22 protein-coding genes are annotated in these 20,510 nt (G+C 52.4%); 11 read left to right on the forward strand and 11 right to left on the reverse strand.

The features are described 5' to 3' along the window. Positions 1–42 precede the first annotated feature (42 nt). The 3 genes from rfaQ to ACT3RR_RS18900 are packed head-to-tail and all read left to right on the forward strand — an operon-like array spanning position 43 to position 3,352. A complete protein-coding gene (gene rfaQ, locus ACT3RR_RS18890; protein WP_496200915.1) occupies positions 43–1,125 on the forward strand; it encodes a putative lipopolysaccharide heptosyltransferase III in 1,083 nt (360 codons plus the stop codon). Next, a complete protein-coding gene (locus ACT3RR_RS18895; RefSeq protein ID WP_496200916.1) occupies positions 1,122–2,249 on the forward strand; it encodes a glycosyltransferase family 4 protein in 1,128 nt (375 codons plus the stop codon). The genes rfaQ and ACT3RR_RS18895 overlap by 4 nt, the downstream gene beginning before the upstream one ends. Before the next feature lie 2 nt (positions 2,250–2,251). After that, positions 2,252–3,352, forward strand: a complete 1,101-nt coding sequence (locus tag ACT3RR_RS18900; RefSeq protein ID WP_353503825.1) for a glycosyltransferase — start codon at positions 2,252–2,254, stop codon at positions 3,350–3,352. A gap of 26 nt (positions 3,353–3,378) precedes the next feature. Here ACT3RR_RS18900 and ACT3RR_RS18905 read toward each other — a convergent pair whose 3' ends face one another. Next, positions 3,379–4,395: a glycosyltransferase family 9 protein gene (locus ACT3RR_RS18905; protein WP_496200917.1), complete on the reverse strand. Its 1,017-nt coding sequence runs from the start codon at positions 4,393–4,395 to the stop codon at positions 3,379–3,381. A gap of 123 nt (positions 4,396–4,518) precedes the next feature. Here ACT3RR_RS18905 and waaA point away from each other — a divergent pair, with 123 nt between their 5' ends. The 3 genes from waaA to coaD are packed head-to-tail and all read left to right on the forward strand — an operon-like array spanning position 4,519 to position 7,058. Continuing rightward, a complete protein-coding gene (gene waaA / locus ACT3RR_RS18910; protein WP_496200918.1) occupies positions 4,519–5,796 on the forward strand; it encodes a lipid IV(A) 3-deoxy-D-manno-octulosonic acid transferase in 1,278 nt (425 codons plus the stop codon). Continuing rightward, a complete protein-coding gene (locus ACT3RR_RS18915; RefSeq protein ID WP_353503822.1) occupies positions 5,796–6,566 on the forward strand; it encodes a glycosyltransferase family 2 protein in 771 nt (256 codons plus the stop codon). Before waaA ends, ACT3RR_RS18915 begins: the two co-directional genes overlap by 1 nt. Before the next feature lie 6 nt (positions 6,567–6,572). Further along, positions 6,573–7,058: a pantetheine-phosphate adenylyltransferase gene (gene coaD / locus ACT3RR_RS18920; RefSeq protein ID WP_485903820.1), complete on the forward strand. Its 486-nt coding sequence runs from the start codon at positions 6,573–6,575 to the stop codon at positions 7,056–7,058. An 11-nt stretch (positions 7,059–7,069) separates the two neighbouring features. Here the strand turns inward: coaD and mutM are convergent, their stop codons facing one another. The 4 genes from mutM to radC all read right to left on the reverse strand — a co-directional run bounded on the left by mutM (position 7,070) and on the right by radC (position 9,370). Next, positions 7,070–7,879: a bifunctional DNA-formamidopyrimidine glycosylase/DNA-(apurinic or apyrimidinic site) lyase gene (gene mutM / locus ACT3RR_RS18925; protein ID WP_396132712.1), complete on the reverse strand. Its 810-nt coding sequence runs from the start codon at positions 7,877–7,879 to the stop codon at positions 7,070–7,072. Between the two features lie 127 nt (positions 7,880–8,006). Continuing rightward, positions 8,007–8,174, reverse strand: coding sequence for a 50S ribosomal protein L33 (gene rpmG / locus ACT3RR_RS18930; RefSeq protein WP_004392084.1), 168 nt, complete (start codon positions 8,172–8,174; stop codon positions 8,007–8,009). An 11-nt stretch (positions 8,175–8,185) separates the two neighbouring features. Then, a complete protein-coding gene (gene rpmB, locus ACT3RR_RS18935; RefSeq protein WP_004931195.1) occupies positions 8,186–8,422 on the reverse strand; it encodes a 50S ribosomal protein L28 in 237 nt (78 codons plus the stop codon). Positions 8,423–8,689: 267 nt separating this feature from the next. Next, a complete protein-coding gene (gene radC, locus ACT3RR_RS18940; RefSeq protein WP_353503819.1) occupies positions 8,690–9,370 on the reverse strand; it encodes a RadC family protein in 681 nt (226 codons plus the stop codon). 179 nt (positions 9,371–9,549) lie between these two features. Between radC and coaBC the strand changes: the two genes are divergently transcribed. The 3 genes from coaBC (at position 9,550) to slmA (ending at position 12,029) form a co-directional block, all read left to right on the forward strand. Further along, complete coding sequence (gene coaBC, locus ACT3RR_RS18945; RefSeq protein WP_496200919.1) at positions 9,550–10,758, forward strand: bifunctional phosphopantothenoylcysteine decarboxylase/phosphopantothenate--cysteine ligase CoaBC; 1,209 nt, start codon at positions 9,550–9,552, stop codon at positions 10,756–10,758. Further along, positions 10,745–11,218 (forward strand): dUTP diphosphatase, encoded by a 474-nt coding sequence (gene dut / locus ACT3RR_RS18950; RefSeq protein WP_353503817.1) that lies wholly within the window; start codon positions 10,745–10,747, stop codon positions 11,216–11,218. The genes coaBC and dut overlap by 14 nt, the downstream gene beginning before the upstream one ends. Before the next feature lie 214 nt (positions 11,219–11,432). Next, positions 11,433–12,029, forward strand: coding sequence for a nucleoid occlusion factor SlmA (slmA, locus tag ACT3RR_RS18955; protein ID WP_353503816.1), 597 nt, complete (start codon positions 11,433–11,435; stop codon positions 12,027–12,029). 78 nt (positions 12,030–12,107) lie between these two features. On the opposite strand, the gene ACT3RR_RS18960 is transcribed toward slmA, so the two are convergent. From ACT3RR_RS18960 to rph, 4 genes are all read right to left on the reverse strand, one after another. After that, positions 12,108–12,641, reverse strand: a complete 534-nt coding sequence (locus tag ACT3RR_RS18960) for a GDYXXLXY domain-containing protein (RefSeq protein WP_485903834.1) — start codon at positions 12,639–12,641, stop codon at positions 12,108–12,110. Next, positions 12,631–14,844: a DUF4401 domain-containing protein gene (locus ACT3RR_RS18965; protein WP_496200920.1), complete on the reverse strand. Its 2,214-nt coding sequence runs from the start codon at positions 14,842–14,844 to the stop codon at positions 12,631–12,633. The genes ACT3RR_RS18960 and ACT3RR_RS18965 overlap by 11 nt, the downstream gene beginning before the upstream one ends. 35 nt (positions 14,845–14,879) lie before the next feature. Continuing rightward, entirely contained in the window at positions 14,880–15,521 is a 642-nt protein-coding gene (gene pyrE, locus ACT3RR_RS18970) for an orotate phosphoribosyltransferase (protein WP_353503813.1), read from the reverse strand. Between the two features lie 82 nt (positions 15,522–15,603). Next, the gene (gene rph, locus ACT3RR_RS18975) at positions 15,604–16,320 is read right to left on the reverse strand and encodes a ribonuclease PH (RefSeq protein WP_100935162.1); all 717 of its coding nucleotides are present in this window, start codon (positions 16,318–16,320) and stop codon (positions 15,604–15,606) included. Between the two features lie 205 nt (positions 16,321–16,525). On the opposite strand from rph, the gene ACT3RR_RS18980 reads away from it, so the two are divergent. Then, positions 16,526–17,389, forward strand: a complete 864-nt coding sequence (locus tag ACT3RR_RS18980; RefSeq protein WP_034794491.1) for a YicC/YloC family endoribonuclease — start codon at positions 16,526–16,528, stop codon at positions 17,387–17,389. A 72-nt stretch (positions 17,390–17,461) separates the two neighbouring features. Here the strand turns inward: ACT3RR_RS18980 and fabF are convergent, their stop codons facing one another. Then, positions 17,462–18,736 (reverse strand): beta-ketoacyl-ACP synthase II, encoded by a 1,275-nt coding sequence (fabF, locus tag ACT3RR_RS18985; protein ID WP_353503812.1) that lies wholly within the window; start codon positions 18,734–18,736, stop codon positions 17,462–17,464. Between the two features lie 151 nt (positions 18,737–18,887). Next, positions 18,888–19,508 (reverse strand): TetR/AcrR family transcriptional regulator, encoded by a 621-nt coding sequence (locus ACT3RR_RS18990; RefSeq protein WP_353503811.1) that lies wholly within the window; start codon positions 19,506–19,508, stop codon positions 18,888–18,890. A gap of 369 nt (positions 19,509–19,877) precedes the next feature. Here ACT3RR_RS18990 and ACT3RR_RS18995 point away from each other — a divergent pair, with 369 nt between their 5' ends. Next, positions 19,878–20,495 carry a trimeric intracellular cation channel family protein gene (locus ACT3RR_RS18995; protein ID WP_034794484.1) on the forward strand — a complete coding sequence of 206 codons (618 nt, stop codon included), beginning with the start codon at positions 19,878–19,880 and terminating at the stop codon, positions 20,493–20,495. Positions 20,496–20,510: the final 15 nt, after the last annotated feature.

Consider the following 20,510-nt stretch of genomic DNA (forward strand, 5'->3'; position numbering starts at 1 on the left):
GCGTCCTTTAGAATCAAGCTTTGATTTCATAGATAGTGATGAATGATGGCAAATGCCCAACCGATTAAGCAATTCGCGCCACCGCGGCGTATTCTGATCATCAAACTGCGTCATCATGGCGATATGTTATTAACAACGCCGGTCATCAGCACGCTGAAACAACACTATCCTCAAGCCGAAATTGACATGCTGATGTACCTCGAAACCCGAGATATGTTGGCAAGTGAGCCCGATTTAACCCATCTGTTTACCATCGACCGCACTTGGAAAAAACAGGGAACCTTCGCTCATCTTGGTCATGAATCCCGTCTTATCAAGCAGTTGACTGCCCGCAAGTACGATCTGGTCGTTAATCTCGCCGACCAATGGCGCAGCGCCTTGGTGACGAAACTGACCGGCGCGCCCATTCGATTAGGCTTTGACCTGCCAAAACGCAAAGGCAAGCTGTGGAAGTTCTGCCACACTCATTTGGTCGATGTGTCCGGCCACAATCAGCTACATACCGTCGAGCAAAATCTGTCGATTCTTGGCCCACTGAACCTGCCCTCCGTGGATACCCGCGTGACTATGAGCTACTCGCCGGAAGACAGAGCGCGCGTAGAGCAGATTCTGGATGAGAAGAGTATCACGGGTGATTTTGTGGTGATTCAGCCGACTTCTCGCTGGTTCTTCAAATGCTGGACCGATGAAAAAATGGCCGAGACGATCACTGCTCTGCATGGCGCGGGGAAAACCGTCGTGCTGACCAGCGGCCCGGCGGAAAACGAGCTGAAAATGATCGACCGCATCTTGGCCCTCAGCCCGCAAGATGGGGTTGTGTCCCTTGCAGGTCAACTGTCATTACGCCAGTTGGCCGCGCTGATAGATAAAGCCAGCCTGTTTATCGGCGTGGACTCCGTTCCGATGCACATGGCCGCCGCGCTACAAACACCACTGGTGGCGCTGTTTGGTCCCTCAAAACGCGTGTTCTGGTCGCCGTGGCAGGCCAACGGGGAAGTTATCTGGGCTGGCGATTTCTGTGAATTGCCCGATCCCGACGATATCGATACTCACACTTCCGAGCGATACCTTGATGCCATTCCTGCTCAAACGGTTATCGACGCAGCGAGAAAACGACTCTCATGAAGCATTTCCGACTGGCGTTAGTTCGCCAAAAATATCGCCCAGACGGCGGCGCTGAGCGCTTTGTTTCACGCGCGCTTGAAGCGCTAGAAGATCAGGATCTCGATTTAAGCGTGATCACTCGCGAATGGCAGGGCGACGTCAACCCGAACTGGCATATCCATCTTTGCGACCCGATGAAATGGGGCCGCGTCAGCCGCGAGCGCGGTTTTGCCAACGCGGCGCGTAAAATCTGGCAGCAAGAGAAGTTCGACATCGTGCAGAGCCACGAACGCATACCGGGTTGTGATATTTACCGTGCGGGTGATGGCGTGCATCGCCGCTGGCTATTGCAGCGTAGCCGCCTGCTTCCGGCATGGCGCGGTAAACGCCTGCTCACCGATAGATTCCACAGCTATGTGATGCGCGCCGAGCAGGAAATGTACGCCGCACCTGAACTGAAGTCGGTGATTTGCAACGCGCAGATGATTAAAAATGAAATCATGACCGACTTCGGTCTGCCTGATGAGAAAATCACCGTCATTTATAATGCGATCGACAATCAGAAGTTCCTGCCGGCGACTGAGGCGCTGCGTCATCAGCTGCGCCAGCAGTTCAACATTCCCCAACAGGCGCACTGCCTGATCTTTGTTGGCTCAGGTTTTGAACGCAAGGGGCTTGAGGCCGCGATTCGCGCCGTCGCGGCAACGAACAGCATTTTGCTGGTCGTGGGGCAGGATAAAGATGAAAAACGCTATCGCGGACTGGCGCAGTCTTTGGGCTGCGAGCAGAGAATTCGCTTTATGGGCGTGCAAAAGCAGACTTTGCCTTTTTATCAGGCGGCCGACGCGTTGCTGCTGCCTACGCTATATGACCCCTTCCCTAACGTGATTCTGGAAGCCATGTCCTGCGGGCTGCCGGTGATCACCAGCCAGACCTGTGGCGGCGCGGAATTCATTCAACAGGGTGTAAATGGCTTTGTTTTTGATGCGCTGGATATCGCATCGCTGGCAGAATCCATCCGCGAACTGCCTGTCGTGGCTCTAGGCTCCGACATGGCCACCGCCGCCCGCGCAAGAATTATAGAAGAAACGCCTGCCCGCCTTTCAGGGCAACTCCTTGACCTCTATAGAAAAATACTGGATTAACCATGCGAGTTTTAATCATTATTGATGGGTTGCCCGGCGGCGGCGCGGAGAAAGTCGTATTGACGCTCTGTAAGGGTTTACAGTCGGCAGACACCGACGTGACGCTGATTTCGCTGCGCGATGTGTGCCAATATCCGATCCCTGAAAACGTGACTTACAAAGTCGTGGCGGATAATTCCCGTTCGCCATGGAGAAAATTGACTGAACTTTCGCGTCGCGCTAAGCAGTTAGACCAAGCCATTAATGAGTGCGAACAAGAGAAAGGGAAGTTTGATTTAATTTTATCCAATCTGCACAAAACCGATCGCATCGTGATGAAGAGCCATATTTATAGCTCCGACCGACTTTGGTTCTGTATTCACGGCATTCTCTCGACTACCTACCTCGGCCATCGAAAAGGATTCGATCGTTGGAATAAGCGTCGCAAAATGGCGGCGGTTTATAATAATAAAAATGTGGTTACCGTTTCTGAGGCCGTGGGTTTTGATTTAAAGAATAATATTCAGGCCACCATCAGAAAGTTGGAAGTGATTAATAATCCTTTTAATATCGAAGAAATCGAGTCATTAGCCGACGAACCTTGCGAGATGGCGGGTCAAGATTATTTGGTTCACGTGGGTCGCTTCCATGTACAAAAAAGGCACGATCGCTTATTAGAAGCCTACGCGCAGACCAATCTGCAAACGCCTTTGATGCTCATCGGCACAGGAAGTGAAGATTACACTAATAAAATCAAAAAATTAGCCACGCATCTTAATATCGCCGATCGCGTGATTTTTGCCGGATTTAAGTCCAACCCCTTCTCCTACATTAAACACGCCCAGCAGCTCATTTTGAGTTCTGACAGTGAAGGCTTTGGTAACGTTCTGGTTGAATCCTTAATTTGCGGCACTCCGGTGGTCAGCACGGCATGCCCTGGCGGCCCGGTCGAGATCCTCGAAAAAACGGGAATGGAGAGAGGATTGGCAGAAGTCAATGCAGAATCACTGAGCCAAAAGATTCTGGAGGTTTATAACAACCCTCCCGAAATTCATAAAGAAAAGCTAGATGTGTATGGCATTGAGTATATTTGCGGAAAATATAAATCTTTAGTGAACAAATAAAGCGAGGCGGGGAAGCCCGCCTCATTTTATTTTGCGACGGCAATAAATGATTGCCAAACATCTTCGACGCTAACATCCATACATTCGCCCGAAGGGGTCTGTAAAATTTGATATTTACCGGACCAAGGGTGCCAGGCATCAATATCGGTATCGCCAAACAGCACTACCAGATTTTTATGTAATGCTGACGCTAAATGCATTTGCCCGCCATCACTACACAAAATGGTTTCACACTGTGCAAAGCCGCCAATAAGCTCGCGAATTGAACTTGTAGGATACAGCGCAACTTGTCGACCAGCGCATAACTCCATCAAGCGATCAGCACGCACCCGATCACCAATATCATCAGGGGATAGCGTACCCTGAGGTGACCAGAAAATGAATACGCCAGCGTCTTTGTCTGCCGTGAGACGATGAATAATCTCGGCGTAGTTCTCGGGTGACCAACGTCTTTTAGGGCTGCGACTGCTGATATGGACACCATAAACCCTCTTCGCCTGAGGCAATAATGAGGCACATTTCTTCTGTGCATCAGCGAGTTCATGCTCCTCAGGGAAGACATTTACTTTAGGTATGCTAATGTTTTCATTAGTGATTGCACTTAGGTAGCTAAAGGTTTTCTCGACCTGATGTTTACCGGTAAAATCGGATTCGGTGAAAGCTTTGGTAAGACCTTTCCCGCCGGAATCCGCCCCAATAATATTTTTTACGCCAGCAAGTTTTGCCATACGAAGGCTGTATTTACAGGGGGTAGGGTTGGCGAGAATCGCAGCATCGAAACGGATAGATCTAAGTTTGAGGATAATTTTCGCGCGCTCTAAATAAACGCCTAAAGCCGTTTGATTTTTGGCTCTGTGTTTGGCTTTTTTATAAATATAGGTGCGGTAAATAAAAGGATTGTTCTTAATGACATCTTGACTAACTGAGTTAATCAATAAATAAACGTTAGCATTGGGATAGGCTTTTTTTACCCCTTCAATTAACGGCGTTGTACAGACTAAATCACCTATATTATCCCGCCGAATAATTAGTATATTTTTCATTCTACTCTCGTTAGCGATGTCAACATTGCCCCCCTTTCCCGCGGTGGAAACCACGCAAGGTTAGCGCCTTTCCTACTGAGGTATGATACTATTCCGATACCCCATATAAATGAAATTTAAAGCATGTTACTGCGTTTATATCAGGTATTAGTTTACCTTATTCAGCCCCTTATCTGGATCCGTTTGCTTTTACGTAGCCGTAAATCTCCGGCTTACCGTAAACGCTGGGCTGAACGCTATGGCTTCTGCAAAGGCAAGGTCGCTCCAGGCGGTATCATGCTGCATTCCGTCTCGGTCGGTGAAACGCTGGCGGCAATCCCTTTGGTACGCGCTTTGCGCCACCGCTACCCCTCTTTACCGATTACTGTGACCACGATGACGCCGACAGGTTCCGAGCGCGTCCAATCTGCTTTTGGTAAAGACGTACATCATGTTTATCTTCCCTATGATCTCGCTGGCTCCGTTAACCGTTTTCTGAACGAAGTTAACCCGAAGCTGGTGATTATCATGGAAACCGAACTGTGGCCGAACCTGATCCGCGCCCTGCACTCGCGACAAATTCCGCTGGTGATCGCCAACGCTCGCCTGTCAGAACGCTCTGGCAACGGCTACAAAAAGTTGGGCGAGTTTATCCGCAGTATCATGCAAAAAATCACCCTGATTGCCGCGCAGAATGAAGAAGACGGTACTCGCTTCCTGTCACTTGGCTTGAAACGCAGCCAATTGGCGGTGACCGGTAGCCTGAAGTTTGATATTTCCGTGACGCCTGAGCTGGCCGCAAAAGCCATTGCTTTGCGCAGCCAATGGGCTTCGCGCCGCAAAGTGTGGATTGCCACCAGCACCCACGACGGGGAAGAAACCTTACTGTTAGAAGCCCATAAAGAGCTGCTGAAAACCTTCCCTAACCTGCTGCTGATTCTGGTTCCGCGCCACCCAGAACGTTTCGCCACCGCGCGCGAACTGACGCAAAAAGCCGGTTTGACCTTCACTCAGCGCAGCACGGGCGAAGTACCCGCCGCGTCCACGCAGGTAGTTATTGGCGACACCATGGGCGAATTGATGCTGCTGTACGGCATTGCCGATTTGGCCTTTGTTGGCGGAAGCCTGGTCGAACGCGGGGGCCACAACCCTCTTGAAGCTGCCGCCCACGCTATTCCGGTATTGATGGGGCCGCACACGTTCAACTTCAAAGATATCTGTGCCAAGCTGACTCAAGCCGACGGGCTGATCACCGTCACCGATACCGCGTCGTTGGTGAAAGAGATCTCAACCTTGCTGATTGACGAAGACTATCGCCTGTACTACGGCCGCCACGCGGTGGAAGTTCTGCGCCAAAACCAAGGTGCATTGCAGCGCCTGTTGCACTTGCTGGAGCCTTACCTGCCTCAACGGAGCCACTGATGACCAACAGAAAGCGCCTTTCCGTGGTGCTCATCGCCCGCAATGAAGCCGATTTATTGCCTGATTGTCTGGCCTCGGTCTCTTGGGCCGATGAGATTGTGATTTTGGACTCAGGCAGTACCGACGCCACCCAACAAGTCGCCGAGCAGTTAGGTGCCAAATTTTACCAAAACGTTGACTGGCAAGGCTTTGGTAAACAGCGGCAACTGGCGCAAAGCTACGCCACCGGCGAGGTCATTTTGATGATCGATGCCGACGAGCGCGTCACGCCAGAGCTGCGTCAATCTATCGAATCCGTGCTGCAAGATTTTCCCACTGATACAGTCTACAGTCTGGGCCGCCTCAATCTGTTCCTTGGCCGCTATATGCGTCACAGCGGATGGTATCCGGATCGCGTAAACCGTTTATACAGCGCGGCTGATTTCCGCTACAACGACGATCTAGTGCATGAGTCGCTGAACACCGGCAGCGCCAAGGTTGTGTCGTTAAAAGGCGACCTGCTGCATCTGACCTGCCGCGACTTCTTCTCTTTCCAACGCAAACAGATGAACTATGCTCAAGCTTGGGCTAACCAGCGCCATCAGCAGGGCCGTCGCTGTGGCTTCTTCTCGATTATTAGTCATACCTTGGGCGCATTCTTTAAAACATGGATTTTGCGAGCTGGATTCCTCGACGGAAAGCAGGGTTTCATTCTGGCGGGCGTCAACGCACAATACACGTTCAACAAATATGCGGCCCTGTGGGCGCTAAGCCATCAACTGCAGAAGTGAGCCATTATGAGCACTAAGGCAATTTATCCCGGCACATTCGACCCCATGACTAATGGCCATCTGGACTTAGTCACCCGCGCCGCGCTGATGTTTGATCACGTGATTTTAGCGATTGCAGCCAGCCCGAGTAAAAAACCGATGTTCAGTCTGGATGAGCGCGTGGCGTTGGCAACGGCGGCAACCTCGCACCTGAGCAATGTCGAAGTGATTGGATTTGGTGACTTGATGGCGACGTTCGCCAAAAACCACAATGCGACCGTGCTGGTCCGTGGACTGCGCGCTGTGTCGGATTTTGAGTATGAGATGCAGCTGGCCAATATGAACCGGCATCTGATGCCAACGCTGGAAAGCGTGTTCATGATGCCGTCAAAAGAGTGGTCGTTTATCTCTTCCACGCTGGTGAAAGAGGTGGCGCGCCACGGTGGTGATATCAAGCCCTTCCTGCCCGACAATATCACTCAGGCCCTGCTGAAGAAAATCGCTGAGGGCTGAGTATACTCATCCTATTGCTGGCATTTTGGGCAGTAAAAGGTGGTGCGCTGAGCATGTTTTTTACTCAGGATCGGCGTACCACATGCCCGACAAGGCTCCCCCGCCCGACCATAAACCTGAAGTTCCTGCGCGAAATATCCTGGTTTGCCGTCCGACTGTAAGAAGTCCCGCAGCGTGGTTCCGCCTTGCTCAATGGAGCGCAACAGCACGGCTTTAATGGTGGCGACGAGAAGCGCGGCTTCATCTGGTTTAAGGCTATTCACCGGCCGGTCAGGCGAAATCCCCGCCACGAACAGCGATTCGCTGGCATAAATATTCCCCACGCCCACCACCAGCTTGTTGTCCATCAGCCAAGGTTTGATAGGCGACTTTTTGCTGCGCGATTTTTCAAACAGGTAATCAGCGGAGAAATCCTCACTCAGTGGCTCCGGGCCAAGATGCGACAGCACGCTGCTGCCTTCTAAGTCATCGGTCCACAGCCAGGCGCCAAATCGACGCGGATCGGTGTAGCGTAGGACATAGCCGGTATCCATCACCAAATCGACGTGGTCATGCTTACCTGCTTCTGTCTCTTCACGCAGCATGCGCAAACTGCCCGACATACCGAGGTGAATGATGATCCAGCCGGTTTTCAGTTCGACCAGCAGATACTTGGCGCGCCGTTGCACGCTAATCACCGGCTGATCGCTCAATGCGAGAATTTCTTGAGAAACCGGCCAGCGCAGTCTTGGGTTGCGAACAATGGCATGGACAATGGTATGCCCGGCAAGATAAGGCTCGATGCCCCTGCGGCTGGTTTCTACTTCAGGTAATTCAGGCATTGTTTCTCCCACGGAACATTGAAAAAGTCACATCAGGCTAGCTGCTTGTAGCGCTAAAGCATACTTATCCACGAATAACAGGCAATAAAAAACCCGGCCGGAGCCGGGTTTTATTAATCCACTAAAATTATTTAATTTTAGCTTCTTTGTAGATCACGTGTTGACGGACAACTGGATCGAATTTCTTCAGTTCCAATTTTTCCGGCTTAGTACGCTTGTTCTTCGTAGTGGTATAGAAGTGACCAGTACCAGCAGAAGAAACCAGCTTGATCTTCTCGCGAACACCTTTAGCCATGATTCAGTTCCTTAATACTTCTCACCGCGGGCACGCAGATCGGCCAAGACCGTCTCAATACCCTTCTTATCAATAACACGCATACCTTTAGCAGATACGCGCAGAGTTACAAAGCGCTTCTCAGCCTCAACCCAAAAACGGTGTGAGTGCAGGTTTGGCAGAAAACGGCGTTTGGTCGCGTTCATTGCGTGGGAACGGTTGTTACCGCTCACCGGGCGCTTGCCAGTAACTTGGCAGACTCGGGACATGTCTATATCTCCAAAAATCAAATCAGCTCGAGCTTCGTATAGGGTATGGCCGCCTCGTCAGGCTTTTAGAGCCCATCTCAGCAAACTCCACTGAGAACCGACTCACTGTCGTCGGGTAAAAAACCAATTCATCAGGTACGAAACCTGCTGAGATAGGCTCTTAACGCCAAACCCAAGATTCTCAAAGGTGGCGTAGTATACGCTCTGTAGCGTAAGTGCTCAAGTCCCGAACAGCTAAAGATCCTCAAGGATCTTCAAAAAATGGGGCTACAGCCAACCGCGTTCGGCAAAAGACACCGTTTCTCCGTGACCTACGACCAGATGATCGAGGACGCGGATACCCAACAGTTGGCACGCTTTTATTATCTGTTCGGTTACCATTCTGTCCATTGTGCTCGGCTCAGCCACGCCGGACGGGTGATTATGCGCCAGAATTATGGCTGCCGCATTAACCTTCATTGCCTCGCGAACAATTTCACGGGGATGAATTTCGACGCTGCTAATGGTACCAGCAAACATCTCCTCATGGCGAATAACGCGGTGTTGATTGTCGAGAAAAAGTACCAAAAACACCTCTCTTTCTCGGTGACTGAGGATATTTTGCAGATACTGCTGGATTATTGACGGACTTAGCAACGCATTTTGGCTCGATAAATGGCAAGCGAAGCTGCGCCGAGACAGTTCTGACACCGCAGACAGCTGGGCAAATTTAACCAGACCGAGCCCTTTTACCTTGCTCGCGTCTTCGAAAGCTGCCGACATCAAACTGTGCAGCGAACCAAAATGCTCGAGCATATTCTTTGCCAGCGTCATCACGTGTAACCCTTTGCCACCGGTGCGCAAAAATATTGCCAACAGCTCCTGATCAGACAGGGCCGATGCGCCAAATTTCAGCAATTTCTCGCGCGGTGCGAGCTCTCCCTGCCAACCGTCATCTTTTATTTTCATGCGCTCTCCTTTTCGCGGCGCCATATTGGCACGCCGCGCCGCATCTGTGTTCGCCGGTTTTAACTCCTGCGAGGCGCCACGCAAATAATTTATTCTCCTGCTGAGGAAAGCAGCGGATTGCTGTCATCAACCGCCGTTATGCTAAAATGTCGCATCTTTCGGCTTTGAATCGGACAATCATGATGACGGGGATCTCCGGCAAACATATTGTGCTCGGTGTGAGTGGTGGCATCGCCGCCTATAAAGCACCTGAGCTGGTACGCCGCTTACGCGACAGAGGTGCAGACGTTCGGGTAGTGATGACGGAAGCTGCTAAGTCCTTTATTACTCCGCTGAGTCTACAAGCAGTCTCTGGCTATCCGGTTTCAGACGACCTGCTCGATCCGGCTGCTGAAGCTGCGATGGGGCACATTGAATTAGGTAAATGGGCCGATCTGGTGCTGATTGCTCCTGCTACCGCCGATTTATTGGCGCGCATGAACGCGGGCATGGCTAATGACCTGCTGACCACGGTGTGTCTGGCAACGGCCGCCCCCGTCGCGGTGGTTCCGGCCATGAACCAACAGATGTATCGCGCGGCGGTGACTCAGGAGAATCTGCAACAGCTGGCTCAGCGCGGCACCTTGGTGTGGGGGCCAGACAGCGGCAGCCAAGCCTGTGGTGACGTCGGCCCGGGCCGTATGCTCGACCCATTAGTTATCGTGGATATGGCGATTGAGCACTTCGCCCCACGCCGCGACTTAGCCCATCTTAATATCATGATCACCGCGGGCCCAACCCGCGAAGCACTCGACCCGGTTCGCTTTATCAGCAACCACAGCTCGGGGAAAATGGGCTTTGCTATCGCCAAAGCCGCCGCCGATCGCGGGGCGAAAGTAACCCTTATCGCCGGGCCGGTTAATCAGTCGACGCCTGCGCATGTCGCCAGAATCGACGTCGAAAGCGCGCTGGAGATGCAACGCGCGGTTGAAGCCAGCATTTCGACTCAGCAGATCTTTATCTCCTGCGCCGCCGTCGCGGACTACCGCGCAGAAATAATCGCCGATGAGAAAATCAAAAAGCAAGGCGATGAAATGTCAGTGAAATTGGTCAAAAACCCCGACATCGTCGCCGGTGTTGCGGCAATGAAATCCCATCGTCCTTATGTGGTCGGGTTTGCCGCAGAAACCCAGAATGTGGAAGAATACGCTCGGCAAAAACGGATAAGAAAGAATCTCGACCTGATTTGCGCTAACGACGTTTCCCTTGCTGAGCACGGTTTTAATAGTGATACCAATGCTTTGCATCTTTTTTGGCAGGATGGGGAGAAAGTTTTACCGCTCAGCGATAAAGCACTTCTTGGCCAACGTTTACTTGATGAGATAGTCAGCCGTTATGAACACAACTAGTCCGTTAAAAAAAATCGACATTAAAATTCTCGACCCACGTATTGGTTCGACTTTTCCATTACCGGCGTATGCCACTCCAGGGTCTGCAGGCTTAGATTTACGCGCCTGCCTTGATGCCGCGGTTGAGTTAAAACCGGGCGAAACCACCTTATTGCCGACCGGTCTGGCTATTCACATCGGTGATGCTAATCTGGCGGCGGTGATTTTACCGCGTTCGGGTCTTGGTCATAAACACGGGGTAGTTTTGGGCAATCTGGTTGGCCTGATCGACTCTGACTATCAGGGCCAATTGATGATTTCAGTCTGGAACCGTGGTCAAACAACCTTCATGGTTGAGCCGGGCGAACGCGTCGCTCAAATGGTCTTCGTACCCGTTGTCCAAGCCGAGTTTAATCTGGTGGAAGACTTCGAAAGCAGCGAACGTGGCGCAGGTGGCTTTGGCCACTCAGGTCGCCAATAAGAACCTGTTCAGCACCGCGCTTGAAACGCGATATTGAACAGATTCTTATCACTATAGACCGCACTAAAAACCCAATGCTATCAATGCTAAGTGCATCGAATGCGAAGGGTAAACACGATAAGTGAACTAATAAGCCGCAGGATCTTCAAGATTCATGCGGCAATTGTGCGGTCTCTCATGTTTTAAGCCGTTTTTAGCAAGGGTCTATTCAGACATGGCAGAAAAAGAAACTACCAAAAGGAATCGGCGCGAGGAGATTTTGCAGGCATTAGCGCAAATGCTTCAGTCCAGCGACGGCAGCCAGCGGATAACAACGGCTAAACTTGCCGCCAACGTTGGGGTATCGGAAGCTGCACTTTATCGCCATTTTCCAAGTAAAACGCGGATGTTCGATAGCTTAATTGAGTTTATCGAAGACAGCTTAATCACCCGCATCAACCTGATTTTGCAAGATGAGAAAGAGACGCTGAACCGGCTGCGACTGATCCTTTTGCTAATTTTGGGTTTTGCAGAGCGCAACCCGGGCCTGACACGCATCATGACCGGCCACGCATTAATGTTTGAACAAGACCGCCTTCAGGGCCGCATCAATCAGCTTTTCGAGCGAATTGAGGTACAGTTGAAACAGGTTTTGCGTGAAAAGAAAATGCGTGAAGGTAGTGGATACAGCACCGACGAGACGCTGCTGGCGAGCCAGCTTCTGGCTTACTGCGAAGGCATGCTGTCACGCTTTGTGCGTTCCGAGTTTAAATATCGCCCGACGCAGGATTTTGATGCCCGCTGGCCGCTTATCGCCGCGCAGCTGATCTAACTCGTTTGGCAGCTAAAGCGTTTGCAGTAAAAAGGGCCGAAAGGCCCTTTTTTATTGTTGAGAATTCAATGAGAAAGCTCAAGGAAGGATGCGCGCGCCCTTTTCATCGAGCATATAGGTCAGCAGCGCCGTGCCGTCATCAGCCACCCGAAACTCGCCATAGCGCGCCTTTTCAAAACGCTCGGCATGACCTTCCTGAAAGAAGTAACTCGGCGTACCGATATTCAAACGGGCTCCAGACAGATGATATTGCAGCAGCCTCTCCTGCTTATGCAAAGGCTGCCCTTGGTCCATCACCGCGCTCACCGCTCGCCGCTGCTCATCTAGGGTGACAACCAATTTGCCATTAGAGGGGAGGCACTGTTCGCCGGTGGTGCGGCAGGTTTCACCCTGCTCATACAGCCCCTGCTGCAAGGGTTGAACCAGCGCATAGTTTAGCGCCATATAATCCCCCTGCATCAGCGAGCGAGGGTCAACCGGCGCCAGCTCGAGAATAACCACCGCGCCGTGCTTGAGCAGTTGCTCCTTGTGATAAATAGAGAGGTTAGCCGCCGCGAGCACCAGCAGCACGACAGCTCCCGCCAGCCATTTCAGCCCTGATTTAGTTTTCATAAACTGCCCCCTCGCCTTTTGCTGGCAGTAACTTCTTCGCCGCCAGAGCCAGCCCCAGCAAGACCAACCCGGTCATCAATAACAGCAGTGATTTATGCAGCAGGCTGATGCCGAGGAAGTAGTACCAATAGGTGAGATAGAGCAGCAGGAATGCGCCAGCCATCGCCAGCCACTCTTTGCTGCCCTGACGGCGCGCGGCCAGCAGCAGCAATAGTCCAAAGCCCATGCCCGGCGAGAACAGCGCCACGCCAGCACAAACGCAGGCGGCGGGCAGGTAAACCGCCGTCATTGGCGAGCGGAACACCACCGCCTGACATACTCCTGCCAGAATAAGGCCTGCCGCAATGCCCGCGCCCAAACTCATGGGCAAAAATATCGGCGCGGAGCTATTCCAGAATAAATCGTCGAGCAGGTCGGAATGCACGCCAGCGAGGCATAGCAGCATCAAAGCCGCCGGAATGCCATGCAGCAGGCTGAGGGTCAGCTCGCTGCGGGCCTTAGTTTGCGGCTGGTCTTGCCGGGCAATGACGCCAATCCACGCCGCCACAACCATTGCCACCACTAGCGACGTGGCTGCTGTCGCAACAGCGGGATGAACCTGTAAGCTCATCAGATAGCCGAGCGAGAACACCAGAATAAATAAGAACGCCGTCACCGCCATAAAACGGTAGGCGCGGTTCGGCATGAAAATCGCCATCACCGCCAGCACCGGCAGGAACCACAGCGAATCAATAATAAAATGGCTGTTCCAGTCGGGATTGATAAATAGGTAAAGGCTAAAACATAGGCCATAGGTTGCGGCGATGGCCCACGCGAGGCCGATATGCTGTTGACCAATCCCCTTGGCGCGAAGCAGCCCGGCCGCCAGCGCGGCAATAATCAAGGAAGGCACCAGCAGCGTGATGCCATTCATCGAATCGAGCAGGTCAGTGGCGTACAGCAACAATGCCAGCAGGGCCAAAATAATCAGCGCGGCGGCCCAGCCCCCCAGAACCAGCACCGCGCGCAGATACCAAGGCAGGTGCGAGGCGTGGTCGAAATTCTTCAGCTCGGCACTCTGCTCTTCACTCAATAACTGCCGCTCAGTCAGCTCGTGCAGCAGGCCGCTCAGGGCATCAGGCTTACTATCCTTCGCCTGCCTTTGATAAAGCTGTTTCCGCCAGTGAAGCAGCACCGCGCCCCCGGCCATCAGCCATAACATCATTAAGCAGCAGGCGAAAAACAGGCTGCCAAGATCCCAGAGACGGTCGAAAAGCTGCATGATAAGTATGCAGCCGATGAACACCACGCTAATTACGCCCAGCGTCAGCATGCATAAATCCGGGCGACGGTGGCGGTAGTAGAAATAGCCCACCAGAATCGTCATCGCCCACAGCAGTAAACCTAATTTAGTGCTGTAGTCCGCGGCGACGATGGCCTCGGCGGCCAGCGGCGTCAGGGTCAGCAATAGGTATGCTGCCATCAAACGCGGCAACCAGCGGCTGGTCAGCCAGCTATCGGGGGGGCGTTTTTGCGCATATTCCGCCAGAGCCTCACGCAGAATCAGGCAGCACGCCTGGATCGCAATGTAGATATAGAGAGTGGAGTCGCTGAACCAGCCGAGATTAGCGAAAGGTATATCGCTAAAGAAAGCTGAACTTCGGCCCACGTAATAGAGTTGGAAAGCCAGATTAGCAACCACCCAGAAGCAGAACCACAGGCCGTTCCGGCGGGCAATTAACGCCAGCGGCAACAGCACGATGGCCCACGCGCGGAACAGCTCCCAGCTATCGGCTCCGGTTTGATAGACCTGCCCATACAAGGCAAATAGGCCGCCAAAACTCAGCCCTAGCGCCAACAGGGCGGATTGCGCAACGCTGTCATACCAGCGCCACCAGACCACCACGGCCAGCGCGACTATCCACAATTCCACCACGGCGAACTTGGCCATCTTGGGCATCAATGCCCAGTTCCACGCAATGAAAAACACCACGCCGCAGGCCAAGGCTAAAAAGCCCAGCAGAGAGAGGCAAAGCAGGAGGAATCTGCGCCAGCCCGCAAGATCGGGCCGCACACCGCAGTAATGCAGAATTTTTTGATAGGCCGCCGGGCTGAGGCGATTTCCCTCAGACAAGGGGTTATTGCGAAGAGCTGAAAGGGAACGGCACAGGTTTTCTGCCGCCCCACTGGGCATTGCACCATGCTTATGCGACGACAAATCCATACTGATTCCCTTTCAGTGGCGATACTTAATAGAGTTTAGACCCCGTACTTCTGCTGGTAAGCACGCACGGCGGCCAGATGGTCGGCCATCTCCGTTTTCTCTTCCAGATAAGCAATCAGGTCTTGCAGAGTGATAATCGAAATCACCTTACAATGATAGTCGCGCTCGACTTCCTGAATCGCAGAAATATCGGCACGGCCGCGCTCTTGGCGGTCGAGAGAAATCAGCACGCCCGCGAGAGTGGCCTGATGCGCCGCGATAATCTCCATGGATTCACGGATCGCCGTTCCGGCGGTGATCACATCATCTACTAGCATGATTCGGCCCTGCAACGGGCTTCCCACTAGCAAACCGCCTTCGCCGTGATCTTTGGCTTCTTTACGGTTAAAGCAGTAAGGCACGTCTCGGTCGTGATGCTCGGCCAGCGCCACGGCGGTGGTGGTCGCAATCGGGATACCCTTGTAGGCTGGGCCAAATACTAAGTCGAAATCGATTTTAGAATCCATTAAGGCTTCGGCATAAAAACGGCCCAGCAACGCCAAATCGCGCCCAGTATTAAATAAACCGGCATTAAAGAAGTACGGGCTGATTCGGCCTGATTTCAAGGTGAATTCACCAAACTTCAAAACCTGTTTGTTTAATGCAAATTCAATAAACTGGCGCTGATAAGCTTTCATGGGGGTCTCCTGTCTACTCTGTTCTCAGTCGGTCGTCGGCCTTTAGGCCATAAAAAAGGCGACTTCTCAGTCGCCTTAAAAATTATTCCGCTAGCGCCGCTTTCTGCGCCTGGAAGATAGTGTCGATTCCCTCTCGTGCGAGGGTCAACAAGCTCAGTAGCTCTTCATGGCTGAACGGCTCACCTTCTGCGGTGCCCTGCACCTCAATCATGCGGCCATCTTCCATCATTACTACGTTCATATCCGTTTCAGCCGCAGAGTCCTCTACATACTCGAGGTCGCACAGCGCTTCACCCTTAACGATACCCACTGACACTGCCGCCACCAGACCTTTCATTGGGTTGGCTTTCAGCTTGCCAGCGGCAACCAGCGCATTCAGCGCGTCGGCCAGCGCCACGCAGGCGCCGCTAATAGAAGCAGTACGGGTGCCGCCGTCAGCTTGCAAAACGTCGCAGTCGAGCGTGATGGTGAATTCGCCGAGCTTTTTCAAATCTACGGCGGCGCGCAGCGAGCGAGCAATCAGGCGTTGGATCTCAAGCGTACGCCCGCCCTGCTTGCCTTTAGCAGCTTCACGGAAGTTACGCGTGTGGGTAGAGCGCGGCAACATGCCGTATTCGGCAGTGATCCAACCCTGCCCTTGGCCTTTAAGAAAGCGCGGAACACCTTCTTCAACCGTGGCGGTACAAAGCACTTTGGTATCACCAAATTCCACTAAAACTGAACCTTCAGCATGTTTGGTATAGTTACGGGTCAGTGTCAGGGGGCGCACCTGTTGTGCATTTCGGCCTGCTGGACGCATGGGTTGATCTCCGGGTCGCGAATCGTGTTTGGCTGCGCATTATACAGAAATTCACTCGCGTTGCATCTGGCGGGCTAGTGAGTAAATCGCCCGATAATATCTGTATAAAGAGCCTGAATATGCGCGCGGGTTTCAGGGAATGCCTATCATGACCCGCCCACGGAAGCTATAATCGCTCCATCTTTACATCAACAGGTACGCAGACATGATCCGTAGTATGACCGCTTATGCCCGACGTGAAATCAAGGGCGACTGGGGCAGCGCAGCGTGGGAACTCCGCTCGGTGAACCAACGTTATCTCGAAACCTACATCCGTCTGCCAGAGCAGTTCCGCAGCCTCGAGCCGGTGATCCGCGAGCGTCTTCGCTCCCGCCTGACCCGTGGGAAAGTCGAATGTAACCTGCGTTTTGATCTCGACCCAAGCGCACAAAGCACCCTGCAACTGAATGAAAAACTGGCTAAACAGCTGGTTGCCGCCGCCCAATGGGTAAAAATGCAGAGCGACGAAGGCGAAATCAATCCGCTAGAAGTTCTGCGCTGGCCAGGCGTGATGCTGGCCGAAGAGCAAGATTTAGATGCGATCAGCAATGAACTGCTGGTTGCGCTGGAAACCGCCATCGACGATTTCATCACCGCCCGCGAAAGCGAAGGCGCCGCCCTGAAGACGCTGATTGAAACGCGCCTCGACGGCGTCAGTGCTGAAGTGGTCAAAGTGCGCGCCCAGATGCCAAACGTGCTGCAATGGCAGCGCGAGCGTCTGGTCAGTAAACTGGAAGATGCGCAAGTTCAGCTGGAAAACACCCGTCTGGAGCAGGAGCTGGTGTTAATGGCTCAGCGCGTAGACGTGGCAGAAGAGCTGGACCGCCTTGATGCGCATGTAAAAGAAACGCATAAAATCCTCAAAAAGGAAGAAGCCGTCGGCCGCCGTCTGGACTTCATGATGCAAGAGTTCAACCGCGAATCAAACACGCTGGCTTCCAAATCCATCAATTCTGACGTCACCACCTCAGCCATCGAGCTGAAAGTGCTGATCGAGCAGATGCGCGAGCAGATTCAGAATATTGAGTGATTTCGCCCCCAACAAAAAGCCCGCTTTCGCGGGCTTTTTCATATCTGCTTCATGTGTAAAGCTCAGTTTTGCTTAGTCTTCCCAGCGTTTTAACAGCACGCAGGCGTTAACACCGCCGAAGCCGAAACCGTTGGAGAGCGCGTAGTTGATCGCGTAAGGCAGAGCTTTATTACCGACGATATTCAAACCTTCCGCCGCCGGGTCTTTATTGTCCAGATTCAGCGTTGGTGGCACGATCTGGTCACGAATAGCCAGAATGGTGAAGATGGTTTCAAGACCGCCCGCCGCGCCCAGCAAGTGGCCGGTTGCAGATTTAGTTGAGGTTACCGCCAGCTTGCCGTCGGTGCCGAACAGGGTTTTGATGGCGTTAATTTCACCGAGATCGCCCACCGGAGTCGACGTCGCGTGCGCATTCAGGTGTTGGATGTCGGATGGCTGCAAACCAGCCTGGCGCAGAGCAATTTTCATTGCGCGGCCAGCACCGTTGCCGTCTTCGGCGCCGGATGTCATGTGGTATGCATCGCCGCTGGTGCCGTAACCGACGATTTCTGCCAGAATTTTTGCACCACGGGCTTTCGCATGTTCCAGCTCTTCAATCACCAGCATGCCTGCGCCTTCGCCCATCACGAAACCATCACGCGCGCTATCAAACGGGCGAGAGGCTTTTTCAGGATGATCGGTGTGGCCTGAGGACATTGCCTTGGCTGCAGCAAAACCACCCAGACTTACAGTATCGATGGCTGCTTCCGCGCCACCGCAAAGGGCTACATCTGCTTCATCGTTGCGAATCAGACGCACGGCATCGCCGATAGCCTGAACGCCAGCTGCGCAAGCCGTTACCGGCGCGCCAATTGGGCCTTTAAACTGATGTTTAATCGAAACTTGGCCAGAGGCCAGATTAACCAAGAATGAAGGAATAGTGAAAGGCGACAAGCGTTTAGCACCACGGCTGTCATTCACGCGCACGGCATTAGCAATCGCCGGGAAGCCGCCGATACCAGAGCCAATAATGGTTGCGGTGCGCTCTTGCTGCTCGGCGGTTTCTGCTTTCCAGCCGGAGTCTGCAATGGCTTTATCTGCTGCGGCCATCGCAAAAAGAATGAAACGGTCCATCTTTTTCTGGTCTTTAGGCAAGACTGATTCATCGGGATCAAAGCCTGATTCCGGGTCCTGCTCTTTCGTTAAGACCTGACCGCCAATTTTCACAGACAGGGTTTCTACGATTTCATCAGGTAAAACGCGGATGCCTGACTGACCAGCCAGTAAACGCTTCCAGATGGTTTCAATGTCGCAGCCAAGAGGACTCACAGCCCCCATGCCGGTAATAACCACTCGACGATGAGTCATAAAACGTTCCTCTTTCGTTCTTAAAGTTCATATTGCCTTGCCGGTTTTTTATCGCAAACCAGCGTCGGCGGGATTATTGTCACCTTGAGTGACAGTATGTGATGAATTACGATTTTGTAAACTCGTAACCTGCAAATTTTTGTATCCTTTCTTAATTCGAAAGGCTGCGCAGCACTAAACTTGTGATAGCTATCACGCGTTCTTCCAGTTGTTCAGGCGTTTTTTGCTCAAGCATCAACGGGTGGGAGAAAGGCGTCATCACGCTGGTTATCGCCAGACAGACTTCATCTAAAGGTGTCTTGCGCTCAAACTCTCCAGACTCGCGGCCATCTGTTACCACTTGCTGAACAATGCTGTAAAGCTCCGCGCGATGGTTAAGGGCAGATTTCCAATGCTGGGCTGCAGCTACGGCGGCAATGTCATGCAACTTTCTGTCTTCAAAGAACAGATCCAGGCTTTTCGTCATCAAGGCTTTGAAGATAGTGCGTAAGCGCAAAGTGGCAGTTTGGTCGCTGTCAGCAATTTCGCGCAATGCCAGCCCAATCTGCCCTACGCGCTGGGAGCAGACCGCCTCACCAATCGCCTGTTTTGATTCGAAAAACTTGTAAATATAGGCACTTGAGACACCAATCGCCTTAGCCAAGTCGGCCACCGAGGTTTTGGCATATCCAAAATGACGAAAATGGTCAAAAGCAGCATTGATTATCTGCTCACGTCTTTCATGTTCAGCTGGTCCGCGCTGCGTTAACGCAACTGGATTTTCAGGTTTCATGCATTCCTCCAGACGAGCATGTCAGTAACTCAAGGCAACACCAAACATCAATGTTATGAGTGATGATTTTTAATAATCGTAACCTGCACAGCGACTTTGCGCTACCGGTAAAGTGCAAAAGGCACTATGGAAGTTGATTGAAGGGGGATTAGGTCAGCCTATCGGGATAGAATTTCGATTTATTATTTCTAATGTGAAGATGGACCAATCTTTGTGTATCCTTTTAAAGAAAGGGATTATCTGTGCCCACGGATTATTTTTTATAATCCGATGAGCCATCTGTCAGAAAAACTCAATCGCTCAAACAATCAAACCTCTCTACTCTGAGCGCCGACCCACACTTCACCTTTTTTAAGACCAGCGAAAACTATGTTGCTTACCGTTCTTTATATCATTGGTATTACAGCCGAAGCGATGACAGGTGCCTTAGCGGCCGGACGTCGCAAAATGGATACCTTTGGCGTCATTATCATTGCTGCGGCGACCGCCATTGGCGGCGGTTCGGTCCGCGACATGCTGCTGGGCCACTACCCGCTGGGCTGGGTGAAGCATCCTGAGTACATTGTGATTGTGGCGGCAGCGGCACTGCTGACAACTTTCCTCGCGCCGCTGATGCGTCACCTGCGCCGACTGTTCTTGGTTTTAGACGCCCTTGGCCTAGTGGTCTTTTCTATTATAGGTACCCAAGTTGCGTTGGATATGGGGCACGGCGCCATCATAGCCTCGGTGTGTGCGGTGATAACCGGCGTCTTCGGCGGCGTACTGCGCGATATGATGTGCAACCAGATCCCGCTGGTTTTCCAAAAAGAGATTTATGCCGGTATTTCCTTCGCGTCGGCTTGGATATACATCGGTTTGCAGTACTTCTCTTTGCCACACAATTTGGTGGTAATTATCACCCTGCTGGTTGGCTTTATTGCCCGTCTGATCGCCCTGCGTTTCCGTCTGGGGCTGCCGGTATTTAACTATCCGCATTCCGATCACTGAGAAACCCAACTCAAT

It is taken from the genome of Ewingella sp. AOP8-B2-18, from assembly GCF_052376015.1.
Taxonomy (GTDB): Bacteria; Pseudomonadota; Gammaproteobacteria; order Enterobacterales; family Enterobacteriaceae; genus Ewingella; species Ewingella allii.

What these genes read in the sequence shown, in the direction of transcription:
- rfaQ (WP_496200915.1), top strand. Translation starts at nt 43, where the DNA reads ATGATGGCAAATGCCCAACCGATTAAGCAATTCGCGCCACCGCGGCGT.
- ACT3RR_RS18895 (WP_496200916.1), top strand. Translation starts at nt 1,122, where the DNA reads ATGAAGCATTTCCGACTGGCGTTAGTTCGCCAAAAATATCGCCCAGAC.
- ACT3RR_RS18900 (WP_353503825.1), top strand. Translation starts at nt 2,252, where the DNA reads ATGCGAGTTTTAATCATTATTGATGGGTTGCCCGGCGGCGGCGCGGAG.
- ACT3RR_RS18905 (WP_496200917.1), bottom strand. Translation starts at nt 4,395, where the DNA reads ATGAAAAATATACTAATTATTCGGCGGGATAATATAGGTGATTTAGTC.
- waaA (WP_496200918.1), top strand. Translation starts at nt 4,519, where the DNA reads ATGTTACTGCGTTTATATCAGGTATTAGTTTACCTTATTCAGCCCCTT.
- ACT3RR_RS18915 (WP_353503822.1), top strand. Translation starts at nt 5,796, where the DNA reads ATGACCAACAGAAAGCGCCTTTCCGTGGTGCTCATCGCCCGCAATGAA.
- coaD (WP_485903820.1), top strand. Translation starts at nt 6,573, where the DNA reads ATGAGCACTAAGGCAATTTATCCCGGCACATTCGACCCCATGACTAAT.
- mutM (WP_396132712.1), bottom strand. Translation starts at nt 7,879, where the DNA reads ATGCCTGAATTACCTGAAGTAGAAACCAGCCGCAGGGGCATCGAGCCT.
- rpmG (WP_004392084.1), bottom strand. Translation starts at nt 8,174, where the DNA reads ATGGCTAAAGGTGTTCGCGAGAAGATCAAGCTGGTTTCTTCTGCTGGT.
- rpmB (WP_004931195.1), bottom strand. Translation starts at nt 8,422, where the DNA reads ATGTCCCGAGTCTGCCAAGTTACTGGCAAGCGCCCGGTGAGCGGTAAC.
- radC (WP_353503819.1), bottom strand. Translation starts at nt 9,370, where the DNA reads ATGAAAATAAAAGATGACGGTTGGCAGGGAGAGCTCGCACCGCGCGAG.
- coaBC (WP_496200919.1), top strand. Translation starts at nt 9,550, where the DNA reads ATGATGACGGGGATCTCCGGCAAACATATTGTGCTCGGTGTGAGTGGT.
- dut (WP_353503817.1), top strand. Translation starts at nt 10,745, where the DNA reads ATGAACACAACTAGTCCGTTAAAAAAAATCGACATTAAAATTCTCGAC.
- slmA (WP_353503816.1), top strand. Translation starts at nt 11,433, where the DNA reads ATGGCAGAAAAAGAAACTACCAAAAGGAATCGGCGCGAGGAGATTTTG.
- ACT3RR_RS18960 (WP_485903834.1), bottom strand. Translation starts at nt 12,641, where the DNA reads ATGAAAACTAAATCAGGGCTGAAATGGCTGGCGGGAGCTGTCGTGCTG.
- ACT3RR_RS18965 (WP_496200920.1), bottom strand. Translation starts at nt 14,844, where the DNA reads ATGGATTTGTCGTCGCATAAGCATGGTGCAATGCCCAGTGGGGCGGCA.
- pyrE (WP_353503813.1), bottom strand. Translation starts at nt 15,521, where the DNA reads ATGAAAGCTTATCAGCGCCAGTTTATTGAATTTGCATTAAACAAACAG.
- rph (WP_100935162.1), bottom strand. Translation starts at nt 16,320, where the DNA reads ATGCGTCCAGCAGGCCGAAATGCACAACAGGTGCGCCCCCTGACACTG.
- ACT3RR_RS18980 (WP_034794491.1), top strand. Translation starts at nt 16,526, where the DNA reads ATGATCCGTAGTATGACCGCTTATGCCCGACGTGAAATCAAGGGCGAC.
- fabF (WP_353503812.1), bottom strand. Translation starts at nt 18,736, where the DNA reads ATGACTCATCGTCGAGTGGTTATTACCGGCATGGGGGCTGTGAGTCCT.
- ACT3RR_RS18990 (WP_353503811.1), bottom strand. Translation starts at nt 19,508, where the DNA reads ATGAAACCTGAAAATCCAGTTGCGTTAACGCAGCGCGGACCAGCTGAA.
- ACT3RR_RS18995 (WP_034794484.1), top strand. Translation starts at nt 19,878, where the DNA reads ATGTTGCTTACCGTTCTTTATATCATTGGTATTACAGCCGAAGCGATG.